11 protein-coding genes are annotated in these 14,686 nt (G+C 50.4%); all 11 read right to left on the reverse strand.

The genetic code is table 11. From position 1 onward, the window contains the following. Positions 1-6: 6 nt before the first annotated feature. Positions 7-909 carry a tRNA pseudouridine(55) synthase TruB gene (gene truB / locus WFJ73_RS06295; protein ID WP_336772235.1) on the reverse strand — a complete coding sequence of 301 codons (903 nt, stop codon included), beginning with the start codon at positions 907-909 and terminating at the stop codon, positions 7-9. Beyond that, positions 910-1,902, reverse strand: coding sequence for a DHH family phosphoesterase (locus WFJ73_RS06300; protein ID WP_336772236.1), 993 nt, complete (start codon positions 1,900-1,902; stop codon positions 910-912). It lies immediately after the preceding gene. After that, entirely contained in the window at positions 1,899-2,255 is a 357-nt protein-coding gene (gene rbfA / locus WFJ73_RS06305; protein WP_015844983.1) for a 30S ribosome-binding factor RbfA, read from the reverse strand. The genes WFJ73_RS06300 and rbfA overlap by 4 nt, the downstream gene beginning before the upstream one ends. Positions 2,256-2,262: 7 nt before the next feature. Continuing rightward, positions 2,263-5,100 (reverse strand): translation initiation factor IF-2, encoded by a 2,838-nt coding sequence (gene infB / locus WFJ73_RS06310; protein WP_336772237.1) that lies wholly within the window; start codon positions 5,098-5,100, stop codon positions 2,263-2,265. Beyond that, on the reverse strand, positions 5,066-5,416 hold the full coding sequence (locus tag WFJ73_RS06315) for a L7Ae/L30e/S12e/Gadd45 family ribosomal protein (protein ID WP_091183487.1): 351 nt from the start codon (positions 5,414-5,416) through the stop codon (positions 5,066-5,068). Before WFJ73_RS06315 ends, infB begins: the two co-directional genes overlap by 35 nt. Beyond that, complete coding sequence (gene rnpM, locus WFJ73_RS06320) at positions 5,409-5,723, reverse strand: RNase P modulator RnpM (protein ID WP_336772238.1); 315 nt, start codon at positions 5,721-5,723, stop codon at positions 5,409-5,411. The genes WFJ73_RS06315 and rnpM overlap by 8 nt, the downstream gene beginning before the upstream one ends. A 49-nt stretch (positions 5,724-5,772) precedes the next feature. Continuing rightward, positions 5,773-6,870, reverse strand: a complete 1,098-nt coding sequence (nusA, locus tag WFJ73_RS06325; RefSeq protein WP_336772239.1) for a transcription termination factor NusA — start codon at positions 6,868-6,870, stop codon at positions 5,773-5,775. Positions 6,871-6,907: 37 nt separating this feature from the next. After that, positions 6,908-7,369 carry a ribosome maturation factor RimP gene (gene rimP, locus WFJ73_RS06330; protein WP_336772240.1) on the reverse strand — a complete coding sequence of 154 codons (462 nt, stop codon included), beginning with the start codon at positions 7,367-7,369 and terminating at the stop codon, positions 6,908-6,910. A 186-nt stretch (positions 7,370-7,555) separates the two neighbouring features. After that, positions 7,556-11,869 (reverse strand): PolC-type DNA polymerase III, encoded by a 4,314-nt coding sequence (locus WFJ73_RS06335; RefSeq protein WP_336772241.1) that lies wholly within the window; start codon positions 11,867-11,869, stop codon positions 7,556-7,558. 42 nt (positions 11,870-11,911) lie between these two features. Next, positions 11,912-13,360: a proline--tRNA ligase gene (gene proS / locus WFJ73_RS06340; protein ID WP_336772242.1), complete on the reverse strand. Its 1,449-nt coding sequence runs from the start codon at positions 13,358-13,360 to the stop codon at positions 11,912-11,914. Positions 13,361-13,367: 7 nt separating this feature from the next. Next, entirely contained in the window at positions 13,368-14,633 is a 1,266-nt protein-coding gene (gene rseP, locus WFJ73_RS06345) for an RIP metalloprotease RseP (RefSeq protein ID WP_336772243.1), read from the reverse strand. Positions 14,634-14,686 lie beyond the last annotated feature (53 nt).

A 14,686-nucleotide genomic window follows, 5' to 3' on the forward strand; every position in this document is an offset into this window, starting at 1 on the left:
TCCCGGTTAGGAAAATACTTTCACCGGCTTAAGGACCAATGCTTGATCATCGGCCTCAAAAATTCCGATAAAAGCATCATTCCCGCCATATAGGCGTACGAGACTGCTGGAATCGAAGGAAGCGGCCATCCGATTGTACGGTATTTTCTGCCCTCGAAGCGCCATCTCGGTAACCGCTGCATTTGCTTGAATTCGCTGAAGATGATCAATCGCAATATCGGCCGGAAGCAATTTCTCCTCCAGCTTCCCTGCAGCCTGCAGCTCCTCCAGCTCTTCAATCGTGACGCATCGCTCTCTGGTAATGCCTCCGGACATCGTCCGGGTAAGCTCTGCCATCGCTGCAGGAACGCCCAGCGCACGGCCGATATCTACGCATAACGTACGGATATACGTACCTTTGGAGCAGATGACGGAAAAGGTGAATCGGGGCAGATCCGAGTCAAGATCCGCATTCAGAAGATCAATCTGATGAATTGTCACTTTGCGTGATTTCCGTTCAACGGTCTTGCCTTCCCTTGCGAGCTCATACAGCCGCTTCCCGTCTACCTTCACGGCGGAGAACATCGGCGGTACCTGATCGATTTCGCCAACAAAGCTTTGCAACACTTGCAGCACCTGTTCTCTCGTAACCTTAATTCCAGTCTGCTCTTCGAGGACTCTCCCCGTCAAGTCTTCCGTATCCGTAGCTGTACCTAGCTGAATAACGGCTTCGTAGGCTTTTGGCCTCTCCTGCAAATATTCAACCACTCTTGTAGATCTTCCGAGGCATAGCGGCAAGACTCCGGTAACCATCGGATCAAGAGTTCCCGCATGCCCGATACGCTTCATGCGAACGATTCGCCGTACTTTCGCCACTACATCATGGGACGTCCAACCGGCAGGTTTCCATACGGCAATAATTCCGTCCATCTATTCATTCAACGCCTTTCTAACCGCTTCAACAAGTTCCTGCATCGCTTCCGTAAGCGACCCTTGCATACGGCAACCGGCCGCACGGACATGTCCGCCGCCGCCTAATGCCTGAGCAATAGCCGCGACATTCGCTTTTCCTGCAGAACGAAGACTTGCCTTAACTCCGCCATCTTCGGTTTCTTTGAAAAGAATCCCGACTTCCACACCGTCAATATTAAGCGCGTAATTGACGATCCCTTCCAGATCATCGGGCACAGCGCCAATCTCTTTCATATCATCCTTGCCGACATACAACCAGCCGATCTGCTGATCCTCCGTAAAGGTCAGTCTCGCCAAGCAACGCTGAAGAAGCTTCAGCTTAGCCATCGTCATTTTCTCAAGCAAATGATCGGCAAGCTGATGCCCTGGCGCACCTAGAGAGAGCATTCGGGAAGCAACATCCATCACTTTTGGACTTGTATTGGAATAACGGAAACCTCCGGTATCCGTAAGCAGTCCTGTATAGATGGCCGTCGCGCAATCCACATCGATGCTTAAACCGGACAATTCGATCAGATCAAACAGGATCTCGACCGTAGCCGCAGCGTCGGGACGAATGACATTAACCGCGCCAAACCCGTCATTGGTCGGATGATGGTCGATATTAAGTATTTTCGCATCCTGCGCAAACAAGGCTGAAACCTCGCCAATACGCCGAAAATCGGCGCAATCGACCGCAATGACATGCGTGTGCGTTTGCCCCGGCTTCTCCTTGCGGTAATTGACGATTTGATCAAAGCCTCTTAAGTAGTTAAGCCGTGAAGGAGATTCCCCTTCATTAATCAGCGTATTTGTTTTTCCCAATTGATCAAGCATCCAGCCTATAACCGATGTTGAACTTATTGCATCCCCATCGGGCTGCACGTGGGAGACGACCAAGAAGTCGTCTCCTTCCCGCATAAATGCAAGTGCAGCTTCAAGCTGTAGCCCGTAGTCTGCGCCGGCCGTCATTGGCCTTTGTTCCCACGGTTAATTTCTTCGAGCAGCCCTTCGATACGGCTGCCATACTCGATACTGCTGTCGAACTTGAACAGCAATTCCGGCGTATGACGGAGACGCATGCGCTTGCCAAGCTCAGAACGGAGATATCCGTTTGCTTTGCCAAGCGCTTTAAGGGTTTCTTCCTTCTGTTCTTCGCTGCCGAGCACGCTGAGGTAGACACGCGCCTGGGAAAGGTCGCTTGTCGCCTCAACACCCGTTACCGTAATAAATCCGATACGAGGATCCTTCAACTCGGTCTGGATAATTTGGCTCAGCTCTTTTTTAATCTGTTCGCCGACCCGTCCTACACGAATTTTAGCCATGCGTTAATCACCTCTCTACGGACTCCATTACGAAGGCTTCAATAATATCCCCTTCTTTGAAGTCGCTAAACCGTTCGATCGTAATACCGCACTCGTAGCCTTGAGCAACTTCTTTCACATCATCCTTGAAGCGTTTAACGGTATCCATTTTTCCTTCGAATACAACGATGCCGCCGCGGATGACGCGAACTTCGGAGTTACGCGTAATTTTGCCGCTGATAACCATACAACCGGCAATAGCGCCAACTTTGCTGAGTTTGAAGATGTTGCGGACTTCCGCTTGGCCTTGAACAACTTCTTTGAAGATTGGATCCAGCATGCCTTTCATGGCTTGCTCGATTTCTTCGATGACGTTGTAAATAACGCGGTGGAGACGAACATCTACTTTCTCCTGTTGAGCAGCAAGATCAGCTTGCGGCTCTGGACGAACGTTAAATCCGATTACGATAGCGTTGGATGCCGCAGCCAAGTTGATATCGGACTCCGTGATCGCGCCTACGCCGCTGTGAATGATCTTGATGCGAACGCCTTCGATTTCAATTTTCGCCAGGGAGCCTTTGAGGGCCTCTGTCGAGCCTTGAACGTCAGACTTGATAATGATGTTAAGATCTTTGATCTCGCCTTCTTGAATATGCTTGAACAGATCGTCAAGCGTAACGCGTGAATTCGCGCCAAGCTCCGATTGACGTTGTTTGATCGAACGACGGTCAGCAATTGCTCTTGCTTTGCGCTCGTCTTCAAATACCATAAACGGATCGCCTGCAAGCGGTACTTCTGTCAAGCCGGTAATCTCAACCGGAGTAGAAGGACCTGCTTCTTTGATACGGCGGCCTTTATCGTTGACCATCGCACGGACACGACCGAAGCAGTTGCCGGCAACGAAAGCATCGCCAATCTTAAGCGAGCCGTGTTGTACGAGAACGCGTGCTACCGGACCTTTACCTTTATCCAGCTCGGCTTCAATAACCGTACCGCGTGCGCGTTTGTCGGAATTCGCTTTGTAATCATTAACTTCAGCCACGAGCAGAATCATCTCGAGCAGCTCTTCCAGACCAAGGCGTTGCTTAGCCGATACGTTAACGAAAATGGTATCGCCGCCCCACTCTTCCGGAACGAGTTCGTATTCCGTAAGCGCCTGTTTGATTTTGTCAGGATCTGCGTCCGGTTTATCGATTTTGTTAACCGCTACGATAATTGGCACGCCAGCCGCTTTCGCATGGTTGACTGCTTCAACCGTCTGAGGCATAACGCCGTCATCGGCTGCAACAACGATGATCGTAATATCCGTTACTTGAGCACCGCGTGCGCGCATAAGCGTAAACGCTTCGTGACCCGGTGTATCGAGGAAGGTGATTTTCTTGTGATTGATCTCAACTTGGTAAGCACCGATATGCTGGGTGATACCGCCTGCTTCGCCGCCCGTTACGTTTGTATGACGGATAGCGTCGAGAAGGGTTGTTTTACCATGGTCAACGTGTCCCATAATCGTTACAACCGGTGGACGAGTCGTCAGATCTGCTTCATCATCCACTTCTTCCACGGTTTCGAAGGTATCTTCTTCAACCGGAATTTTCACTTCGACCTCAACGCCAAACTCTTGAGCAATCAGAAGAATGGTATCCATATCAAGCTCTTGGTTAATGGTAGCCATTACGCCAAGAGAAATAAGCTTCTTGATAACTTCAGACGCATCCTTATGAAGAAGCTTTGCCAAGTCGCCTACTGTCATGGTGCCGCGCACAATGATTTTCTTAGGCGTATTGTCAATTTTCTCGCGAGGAGGCTGCTGCGAATGGTTACGGTTATTTCTGCCGCCTCTGCCGCGACCGTTAGGATTCGTTCTAAAGTTCGGCTTGCCATCGTCGAAACGCTTTTGGCTGCCGTTGTTGCCACCCGTTCTGTTTTTGTTTACCGCATTGTTGCCTTTACGGTTGTTTGTTTCGCCTGCCGCAGTACCACGCGAAGTTGGTGCCGGACGGGACGAATCGAACGAACGGTTTTGTCCGCCGCCTTGACCTTGCGGACGGTTACCGCCTGGTGCGCCGCCGCCTTGCGGACGGTTGCCGCCCGGTGCGCCGCCTTGACCTTGCGGACGGTTAAATCCGCCGCCTTGACCTTGCGGACGATTGCCACCTTGGCCGCCTTGACTGCCTTGACCTTGCGGACGGTTGTATCCGCCGCCGCCTTGCGGACGATTGCCGCCTTGACCGCCTTGACCACCTTGACCTTGCGGACGGTTGTATCCGCCGCCGCCTTGCGGGCGATTACCGCCTTGGCCGCCTTGACCTTGCGGACGGTTATAGCCGCCGCCGCCTTGCGGACGATTGCCGCCTTGGCCTTGATAAGAACCTTGACGGTTGCCGCTGTTTTGCGGTCTGTTATTGCTGCTTGCGTTATTGTCGCTTGAGCCGGCGTTAGCCTGGCTAGCGTTCGTTTGATTTTCGTTTCCTTGCTGACTTTGCGGACGTTGTTCTTGTTGCGATTGGTTGGTTTCAGATGTCGTTTTAATAGAATTCATAGGCCCCTGTCTGTCCTGAGATAGATTTTTTTGTACCGTTTGATTCTGCTGCTTGCTTGTGTTCTGTGCCTGAGGTGCCGCCGATACGGTAGCACTGCCCGATTCCTGTGCACGCTTCGCAGCCGCATTTTGTTTGATATCGCGGAAGAAGCCTTCCACTTTTTGAACCATTTCGTTTTCCATGACACTCATATGATTATTAACGGGCAGATTAAGCCGTTTAAGAATCGTTATAATTTCTTTACTGCTCATGTTTAGCGATTTCGCGTATTCGTATACGCGGGTTTTATCTTTATTGTCCTTGCTGTTGTCCTGTTGTTTGCTCAATATTATCCACCTCCGAATTTTGACTCAGATGACCCGCAATCATTTTTCCGAACTTTGCGTCAGTTACCGCCAGTACGACTCGTTCCGGCTTTCCAATGGCCTTTCCAAGCTGATCGCGGTCAAATGCTTCGGCGAGCTGTACCCCGTAGGTGTTGCATTTGTCGCGAAACTTCTTCTTCGTGTTTGGAGAAGCGTCGCCCGCTATGATCACGAGCTGCGCTTCACCTTTACGAACCGCCTTGAGCACAATTTCATCTCCGGTAATTAGCTTTCCGGCTCTCATGGCCATTCCGAGCGAAGACAAGCCTTTATTCATCTTCATCGCTATCCCGCTCCTTGCCTGCCAGAAACTCGTCTTCCACCGCTATGAAATCCTGTTCAAGCTGGTCGTAAATCGATGCGTCGACTGCCTGCTTTAATGCCCGGTCAAGCGCCTTGGACTTCTTAGCCAGCTTAAAGCAGCTGACCTGTCCGCATAAATAGGCGCCGCGGCCGGCTTTTTTCCCCGTTAGGTCTATAAGCACTTCTTCGTTTGGTGTCCGAACAACCCGGATGAGTTCTCTCTTTGGCTTCATTTCTTGGCAAGCCACGCACTTGCGAAGCGGCACTTTTCTCGGTCTCACCGCACACCCCTCCTTTGCCCGTTAATGGACCCAAGATGTAAGCCTGCTATTAATCGATAGAAACGGAATCCTGGTGCATGGTGCCTGCCGTTGTTTTCGGACGGCCGTACTCCTGCTCCGCTTGCGTTTCGCTCTTGATATCGATTTTCCAGCCAGTCAGCTTCGCGGCAAGGCGCGCATTCTGACCTTTAATGCCAATCGCGAGAGACAGCTGGTAATCAGGCACGATTACGCGGGCCATTTTCTCTTGCTCGAATACGATAACCTCGAGCACTTTCGAAGGGCTAAGCGCATTCGCCACATATTCCTCTACGCTCTCCGACCAGCGGACGATATCGATCTTCTCGCCGGTAAGCTCGTTGACGATGGTTTGAACGCGCATGCCTTTAGGGCCTACGCAGGATCCAACCGGATCAACCTCTTCGTTACGCGAATAAACGGCAATCTTCGAACGGTAGCCGGCCTCGCGGGCAACGGAACGGATCTCGACAACACCGTCGTAAATTTCCGGAACTTCAAGCTCGAAGAGACGCTTCAGAAGGCCTGGATGAGTACGGGACAAAATAATTTGCGGCCCTTTCGTCGTATTCTCTACCTTTGTGATATACGACTTCACGCGGTCGCCATGCTTGAATTTGTCCGTAGGCATCAGTTCAGTAAGCGGAAGAACCGCTTCAACCTTGCCAAGGTCAACAAACAGGTTGCGAGTATCCTGGCGCTGTACGATACCGTTAACGATATCCTCTTCCTTATCGATAAATGCGTTATAGATCAGACCGCGCTCCGCTTCGCGAATACGCTGCGTAACGACCTGCTTGGCTGTCTGGGCGGCAATCCGGCCGAAGTCGCGAGGCGTAACTTCGATATCCGCGATATCGTCCAGCGCGTAGTGAGGGTTAATCTCACGCGCTGCGTCAACCGTAATTTCAAGACGCGGGTCGAGCACTTCGTCTACAACCGTCTTGCGAGCGTATACTTTAATAACGCCACTGTGGCGGTTAATGTCCACGCGTACATTTTGCGCTGTATTGAAGTTGCGCTTGTAGCTCGATATCAAAGCCGCTTCAATCGCTTCTAACAGCACTTCCTTGGCAATCCCTTTATCCCTCTCGATTTCCGACAATGCTTCAATAAAATCCATGCTCATTGGAATGGAGTTCCCCCTTTCAAAAATAAACCGCTATTTAGAAAACAATTGCAAGACGAGCGCTCGCGACCTTGACGTAAGGAATGACATGCTCTTTCTTGCCGATTTTTACGGTAGCCTGTTCACCGTCAAACGAGGTAAGCTGCCCTTCAAATTCCTTGGAACCGTCAATCGGCTCGTAAGTCGTTATGTAGACATGCTTGCCGACCGCCTTGCGAACATCTTCCGGTTTCTTAAGCGGACGCTCCGCACCCGGGGAAGACACTTCCAGGAAGTAAGCATCGGAGACCGGATCGTTCTTATCCAATTCCTCGCTCAAAAATTCGCTGATTCTGCCGCATTCGTCAATATCGATGCCGCCTTCCTTGTCCACGAACACCCGAAGGAAGTAATTGCTGCCTTCCTTGACGTACTCAATATCAACAAGTTCAAATCCATTGCTGTTGAGGAAAGGAGTAACCATAGCCTCAACGACGGTTTTGATTTTGGATGTGCTCAATCGGTGTAACCTCCTGTTTCTTCATACGCGTGCAAGCGGCCGATTCGTATGCGAAAAAAGCCGTTTACAAAACGTAAAGAGTGGGTTTCCCCACTCTCTGCTTCAAGTCTCTATCCACATCATTGCCACAAAAATTATATCATAACCGCATAGGGGTGACAAGAAATGTTTTCTAACATCCCATGCCTAGAACAAGGACAGCTGGTTGGATTCCGGCAATCCGCGGAAGCATCCCATGCCCGTTAATACCTCGATAATCGTCTTACTTGCCTTGGATCTCTGCTGGAAATCTTCGATGGACAGGAACTCTCCGTCATCCTTGGCAGCCGCAATGTTGCGCGCGGCATTTTCGCCAATACCGGCAATGGCCGAGAACGGAGGAATCAGCGTTTCCCCGTCAACGATAAACTTCGTTGCATCCGAACGATACAAATCGATCGGTTTGAAGGAGAAGCCGCGGGCTGTCATCTCAAGAGCCATTTCCAGCAAGGAAATACTGTTCTTCTCTTTGGTCGTGGCATTAAAGCCCTTTTCTTCGATTTCGATGATTTTCTTCTGAATGGCATCGTAGCCCTGACAGAGCAGCTCGAGATCAAAGTCTTCCGCGCGAACCGAGAAGTACGTTGCATAGTACTGAATCGGGTAATACAGCTTGAAGTAGGCGGTTCGAACAGCGGAAATAACGTAAGCGGCGGCATGTGCCTTCGGGAACATGTATTCAATCCGCAGACAAGAATCAATGTACCACGCCGGCACCTTGCAGCGCTTCATCTCTTCGATCCATTCCGGCGTAAGGCCTCTGCCTTTACGTACGCTTTCCGTAATCTTGAAGGCAAGTCCGGCATCCATACCCGCTTTATAGATCAGATACAGCATGATATCGTCACGGCAGCCGATAACGGTCTTAATGTTGCAAGTGCCTTTCTTGATCAGCTCCTGCGCATTGCCGAGCCATACCCCGGTACCATGCGACAATCCTGAAATCTGAAGCAAGTCGGCAAACGACGACGGCTGCGTCTCCTGAAGCATCTGGCGGACGAACTTCGTACCCATCTCCGGTACTCCGTATGTTGCAACCGGCGTACGGATCTTCTCCGGCGATACGCCTAGCGCCTTGGTCGAATTGAACATGCTCATAACTTTCGGATCGTTCATCGGGATGGTTGTAGGATCTACGCCCGTCAAATCCTGAAGCATCCGCATCATGGTCGGATCATCGTGCCCCAGGATATCAAGCTTCAGCAAGTTGGCTTCAAAGGCGTGATAATCAAAATGAGTCGTCTTCCATTCCGCGTTTACGTCATCCGCCGGGTACTGCACCGGAGTAATGTCTTCGACTTCCATATAGTCCGGAACTACAACAATACCGCCCGGATGCTGGCCTGTACTCCGCTTCACGCCCGTTACGCCGGAAGCAAGTCGTGCCAATTCCGCGCTGCGCCATGTTTTACTGTGATCCTCGGCATACTTGCGCGCAAAGCCGTATCCGGTTTTTTCGGCTACCGTACCGATTGTGCCGGCACGGAATACGCATTTGTCGCCGAACATGATCTTGGTAAAGTTATGCGCCGTCGGTTGGTATTCACCGGAGAAGTTAAGATCGATATCGGGAACTTTATCGCCCTTGAAACCAAGGAAGGTCTCAAACGGGATATCCTGTCCTTCGCCCTTCATCGGCATATTGCAATTCGGACAATTCTTATCCGGCAAGTCAAATCCGCTTGGGACGCTGCCGTCCAGGAACCATTCGCTATGCCGGCATTCCGAGTTCTTGCACAAATAATGCGCCGGCAGCGGGTTTACCTCGGATATGCCAAGGAACGTCGCAACAACGGAAGAACCTACCGAACCCCGTGAACCTACGAGATATCCGTCGGCATTGGACTTCTTAACGAGCTTCTCCGAAATCAAATAGTTGGCGGAGAAACCGAATTTGATAATCGGTACAAGTTCCTTCTCGAGCCGGTCGATAACAACCTGCGGGAGATCTTCGCCGTACATGGATTTCGCTGTGTTATAACATGTGCTCCGGATTTCTTCTTCCGCACCCTCAATAATCGGGGTGAACAACTTGTCCGGGAACATTTCGAACGGCTCAAACCGGTCAGCAAGTTCGTTTGTGTTCTTGACTACGACTTCGTAGGCTCGCGCTTCTCCGAGGAAGGCAAATTCGCGAAGCATCTCGTCGGTCGTCCGCAAATGGGCGTCCGGCTTCCGTATATCCTTGAGCGGGCTAAATCCGGTAATACCGTGAATAGCGATATCGCGATATAGTTTGTCCCGCGGATTCAAATAATGGACGTTACCCGTTGCGATAACAGGCTTGCCAAGCTCATCCCCGATCTCGCAAATACGGCGCATGGCTTGCTCAATCTCGGCACGGCTGCCCACAAGACCTTTATCTACAAGATGCATGTAGAAGTCAACAGGCTGGATCTCTAGCGCATCGTAGAACCGGGCAACCTCAAGAGCTTCTTCATAAGATTTATTAAGAACCGTCTCGAAGAATTCACCCTTCTCGCAACCGGAAATCACAAGAATACCTTCACGCATGTCAACAAGCTTGCTCTTCGGAATACAAGCAACACGCTTGAAATGCTCGGTATGTGAGATCGACACCATCTTAAACAAATTTTTCTTGCCGGCAGCATTTAATGCGTAAATATTGCAGTGGAATGGCCGGGAATTGGAGATGTCCAGACCAACATAATCATTTAATTGATGAAGACCGGTAATATTGCGTTCTGCCGCATCATTGATAAGGCCATACAATACGCCGCCGAGAGCAACGGAGTCGTCTACGGCACGGTGATGATTATCGAGAGAAACTTTATATTTCGCGGATAACGTATTAAGACGATGATTCTTAAGGGTTGGATGAAGGAATCTTGCGAGCTCCAGCGTATCAAGCACGGGATTCGTGATTTCCGGCATACCGATCGACTTGAGATTGGCTTGAATAAATCCGATATCAAACCTTGCGTTATGGGCGACCAGAATGCAATCCCCTATAAACTCGACAAATTCGCGAAGCTTCGGCTCAAGCTCCGGCGCGTCCTTGACCATATCATCATTGATATTTGTCAGCTGCTGAATATGATAAGGGATTTTCTCGTGCGGGTTAATAAAGGTGGAGAACCGGTCAATCTCCTTGCCGTTTTGCATTTTTACGCCAGCAAGCTCGATAATTTTATTATTAATAATAGATAAGCCTGTGGTCTCAATATCAAATACGACATAGACGGCAGAAGCAAGCTGGTCTTCTCTTGCGTTTAGTACCATCGGTACCGCGTCATTTACAACATTGGCTTCAAGGCCGAATAAAACTTGGATGTTATTTTTCTTTGCAGCCTTGAATGCTTCCGGATAACAATGAATATTGCTGTGGTCCGTAATCGCGATCGCCTTATGTCCCCACTTGGCTGCCATCTTCACGTACTCGCCAATCGGGGTTACCGCATCCATCGCGCTCATGGTGGAATGAAGATGGAATTCAACGCGTTTCTCTTCCGCATTGTCTTTACGTTCTGGCGGCGAAGAGATTTCCTGGAGATCATTAGGAATCATCACAAGTTCAGGCTCTTGCATAAAGCGGTCGTAATCAACTTTGCCGCGCGCCTTCACCCATTTGCCATTCGACAGCAGGTTGAGAATTTTCACATCTTCCTTATTCTTGGCAAACATCTTCATCGCCATAGAATCGGTGAAGTCCGTTACGTTAAAGGTGAACAAGGTCATACCGTTCCGGAGCTCCTTCACCTCAAGCCCAAATACAGCCCCTTGAACCGTAACTTTCTTCTCTTCTTCCCGGATATTCATAAGCGGAGTAGGTTCATCGCGTATGTCATAGCCCATTGCCAGTTTGACAGGCTCTTCATCGCCTTCTGCCTCATTCGACTCAGCAACGCTCTCCATAATCTGAATGACGGCTTCCCTCTCCGCTTGATCCCGCTTCTGCTGGAACTCCTCGTAAGCATCCTGTCTGACCTGCTCGCCAACCTCCAGCTTAACCCGGTAATTACGGCTGAAGGTGCGTTCGTAAAAGCTGCTTATCGCTTCGTCGATCTTCTTCTTCTTCGCCAGCTCCAGCCCCATGCCATCCAGCAGCGATACGGTAATCATCTCGTCTGTCGGCTCCATGCCGGCTTTGCTTAGCCAGCCGTTAACCGAAGCGTTTTCCTGCTGTACCCATTCCAGGAACAAAGGCCAATATTCCCGTGCAATGTCTGCCGACGGAACGGCATCATCATAAATAAGCTTAAAGGAAGTATCGGCTATATGAGCGAACTTCATGTTTACGGCTTGTGTTAAAGCCATAAACGCTTTATAAGGAACTAAAGACGTTTTGCGAATGCAAAACGTCCATTTTCTGTTGCTTTTCCCTACAATGACTTGCTCGATGTAACCGTCTTTGTAATAGGAATTTATAATTTCGAGCGGCAGCCCCGCTTGCTGCATAAGCAGCTCAAAGCGCTGCCGGTTGTCTCCGGTTTGGCTCATGGCAATCAATCACTCCTGTACGATCCAATCCGATCGATGCTTTTAGTAGGCACGTGCAAATACGACCGTGTGCTCCGCATGATCACCGCATACGAGACATTTGCTTTTCTTCTTCTCCGGTTCGAACGGAATATTGCGGCTTGTTGCGCCAGTCTCTTCCTTCACTTGCTTCTCGCAAGCGGCGGAGCCGCACCAGCCAGCCAATACAAATCCACGTTTCTCTTCCATCGAAGCTTTCATCTCGTCAAGCGTTTCTACATCGTAGAAATTATCTTCACGGAATTTTTTCGCTTTTTCATACATATCGCGTTGAATATCGGCAAGCATCGTTTCCACTTCCGCAATCAGGTTATCCTGGCGGACGATCCGTTTCTCGCCGCTAACGCGCGATACAAGAACAACTTGCCCATTTTCCATATCGCGAGGACCAAGCTCAAGACGAAGCGGAACACCGCGCATCTCGTATTCGTTGAACTTCCAGCCCGGACTTACGTCGGAACGGTCGTCAACTTTTACGCGTACGCCGGCTTTTTTCAGTTCCGCATAAAGCTCGTCTACCCGGCCAACTACTTGATCGCGGGTTTTAGCCGGACCAATCGGAATCATAATCACTTGAGTTGGCGCAACCTTCGGAGGCAATGCCAGACCGCGGTCGTCGCCATGAACCATAATCATAGCACCAATCAGCCGCGTACTCACGCCCCAAGATGTGGTATGAGCGAATTGCAGGGTGTTCTCGCGGTCCAAATATTTAATGTCAAACGCAACGGCAAATTTAGTGCCCAGATAATGGGACGTACCGGCTTGAACCGCCTTGCCGTCTTTCATCATTGCTTCGATGGAATACGTGTTAACCGCACCGGCAAAACGCTCGGATGGCGTCTTCTCCCCTTCAATGACCGGGATTGCCAGAAACTCTTCTACGAATTCGCGGTATACCGTCAGCATTCTCATCGTTTCTTCGCGAGCTTCATCTTCGGTCTCGTGGGCCGTATGGCCTTCCTGCCACAGGAATTCGCTTGTGCGAAGGAACGGCAAAGTGCGCTTCTCCCAGCGCACAACGTTTGCCCATTGGTTAATAAGGAGCGGCAGATCGCGGTACGATTGAATCCATTTCGCATACATATGGCCAAACATCGTTTCCGAAGTCGGACGAATAGCCAGACGTTCTTCCAGCTTCTCGCCTGCTGCTTCCGTTACCCAAGGCAGCTCCGGATTAAAGCCTTCGACATGCTCCTTCTCCTTTTGGAAGAAGCTCTCCGGAATAAAGAGCGGGAAGTAAGCATTGCGGTGGCCGGTTTCCTTGAAACGGCGGTCCAGGTCGCGCTGAATATTTTCCCAAAGCTCATAGCCTTCCGGACGGAAAACGATACAGCCGCGTACCGGCGAATAATCCATGAGCTCCGCTTTTTTAATAACATCGATATACCATCTAGAAAAATCCTCGCCTTGTGGCGTAATTTCGGTAACAAACTGTTTATCCTTGGACATAACCGACTTATGGCTCCCCTCGTACCAATCGCAAAATATCATTGTAAGTCACCACAAGCATCAGCAGCATAATTAAGGCAAAACCGATGAAGTGGACCATGCTTTCCCGGTTCGGATTAACTGGACGCCCGCGAACTGCCTCGAGACCGAGGAAGATTAGCCTGCTGCCATCAAGCGCGGGAATCGGCAGCAAGTTGAATATACCCAGATACAGGCTTAACAAAGCCGTCCATGACGTCAAATCCGTAATCCCTTTGCGGGCAATTTCACTGGTCATTTCCGCTGTACGGACCGGTCCGCCCAGGTCATCCAGCTTAAAGTCCCCAATGATAATCTTCTTGAAGCCTTCGAAAATACTGATTGTCATCGTCTTCATCAGCTTCGCTGCACCCGTGATCGTCTCGCCCACTGTGGCGCTGCGGAACTGGTAAGCCGCTCTCAGGCCAACCTTGCCAACGCCTTGATCATCCGCTACCGGAGTCAGCTTAATCGGCTCAAGCGTTCCATTGCGGATAACGTTCAATTGAATCGGCTTGCCTGCGGAAGCGCCGATAATATCAATCATTTTGTCATAATCGGTGCCGATCTTGACGCCGTTTACGGTATCGATCAAATCACCTTTTTGCAGTTGTGCCTGCTCGGCCGGCATTCCTTTGGTTACCTCATCAACAAGCAAGCCTTGCGGCGTTCCAGCTAGTTGTATGTATGCCATGAACAAAACAAAAGCGAGCACAAAGTTCATGAGAGGGCCGGCAAAAATCGACATGGCGCGAGCGCCAACCGACTTGCTTCCGAATTGACGGTCAATCGGAGCGATCTGCGTTTCTTTTCCTCTCGAAATGAGAAGTGCGGTAGGATGTACGGAGAAACGGTCGTTCTCCCCTTCAACGTCAAGGGTGATGAACAAATCCTTCTCCAGATCAATACCGGTCACTTCCCCGCGAATAACACCGCTCCGCTCATCCAGGCGATCGAGATAAATTCGGGTAACCTGGTTATTCTTCACCCGAACGGCTATTGTTTGGCCGACAGTAACCTCTACAATCTCCGGATCCTCGCCTGCCATGCGGACGAAGCCGCCTGCGGGCACGAGTCTAAGCGTAAAGCGAGTTTCGCCTCGTTTGATCGAGAATAGCTTCGGCCCAAAGCCGATAGCGAATTCCCGGACCAAAATCCCGGCGCGTTTCGCGAAAAAATAGTGTCCCCATTCATGGATGGTGACAATGACAAAAAATACGAGCACGGTCATAAATATGACCCGAATCATCTCCATAGCGAGCCTCCTGTTCGTAACGGCCTGTACATAGATTATCATTATTCTCCCGT

Source organism: Paenibacillus sp. MMO-58 (genome assembly GCF_037146255.1).
GTDB lineage: Bacteria > Bacillota > Bacilli > Paenibacillales > Paenibacillaceae > Pristimantibacillus.

Coding starts and splice junctions, on each gene's coding strand:
- rbfA (WP_015844983.1), bottom strand. CDS start 2,255: ATGGCTAAAATTCGTGTAGGACGGGTCGGCGAACAGATTAAAAAAGAG.
- WFJ73_RS06300 (WP_336772236.1), bottom strand. CDS start 1,902: ATGACGGCCGGCGCAGACTACGGGCTACAGCTTGAAGCTGCACTTGCA.
- truB (WP_336772235.1), bottom strand. CDS start 909: ATGGACGGAATTATTGCCGTATGGAAACCTGCCGGTTGGACGTCCCAT.
- rseP (WP_336772243.1), bottom strand. CDS start 14,633: ATGGAGATGATTCGGGTCATATTTATGACCGTGCTCGTATTTTTTGTC.
- WFJ73_RS06315 (WP_091183487.1), bottom strand. CDS start 5,416: ATGAATAAAGGCTTGTCTTCGCTCGGAATGGCCATGAGAGCCGGAAAG.
- proS (WP_336772242.1), bottom strand. CDS start 13,360: ATGTCCAAGGATAAACAGTTTGTTACCGAAATTACGCCACAAGGCGAG.
- nusA (WP_336772239.1), bottom strand. CDS start 6,870: ATGAGCATGGATTTTATTGAAGCATTGTCGGAAATCGAGAGGGATAAA.
- WFJ73_RS06335 (WP_336772241.1), bottom strand. CDS start 11,869: ATGAGCCAAACCGGAGACAACCGGCAGCGCTTTGAGCTGCTTATGCAG.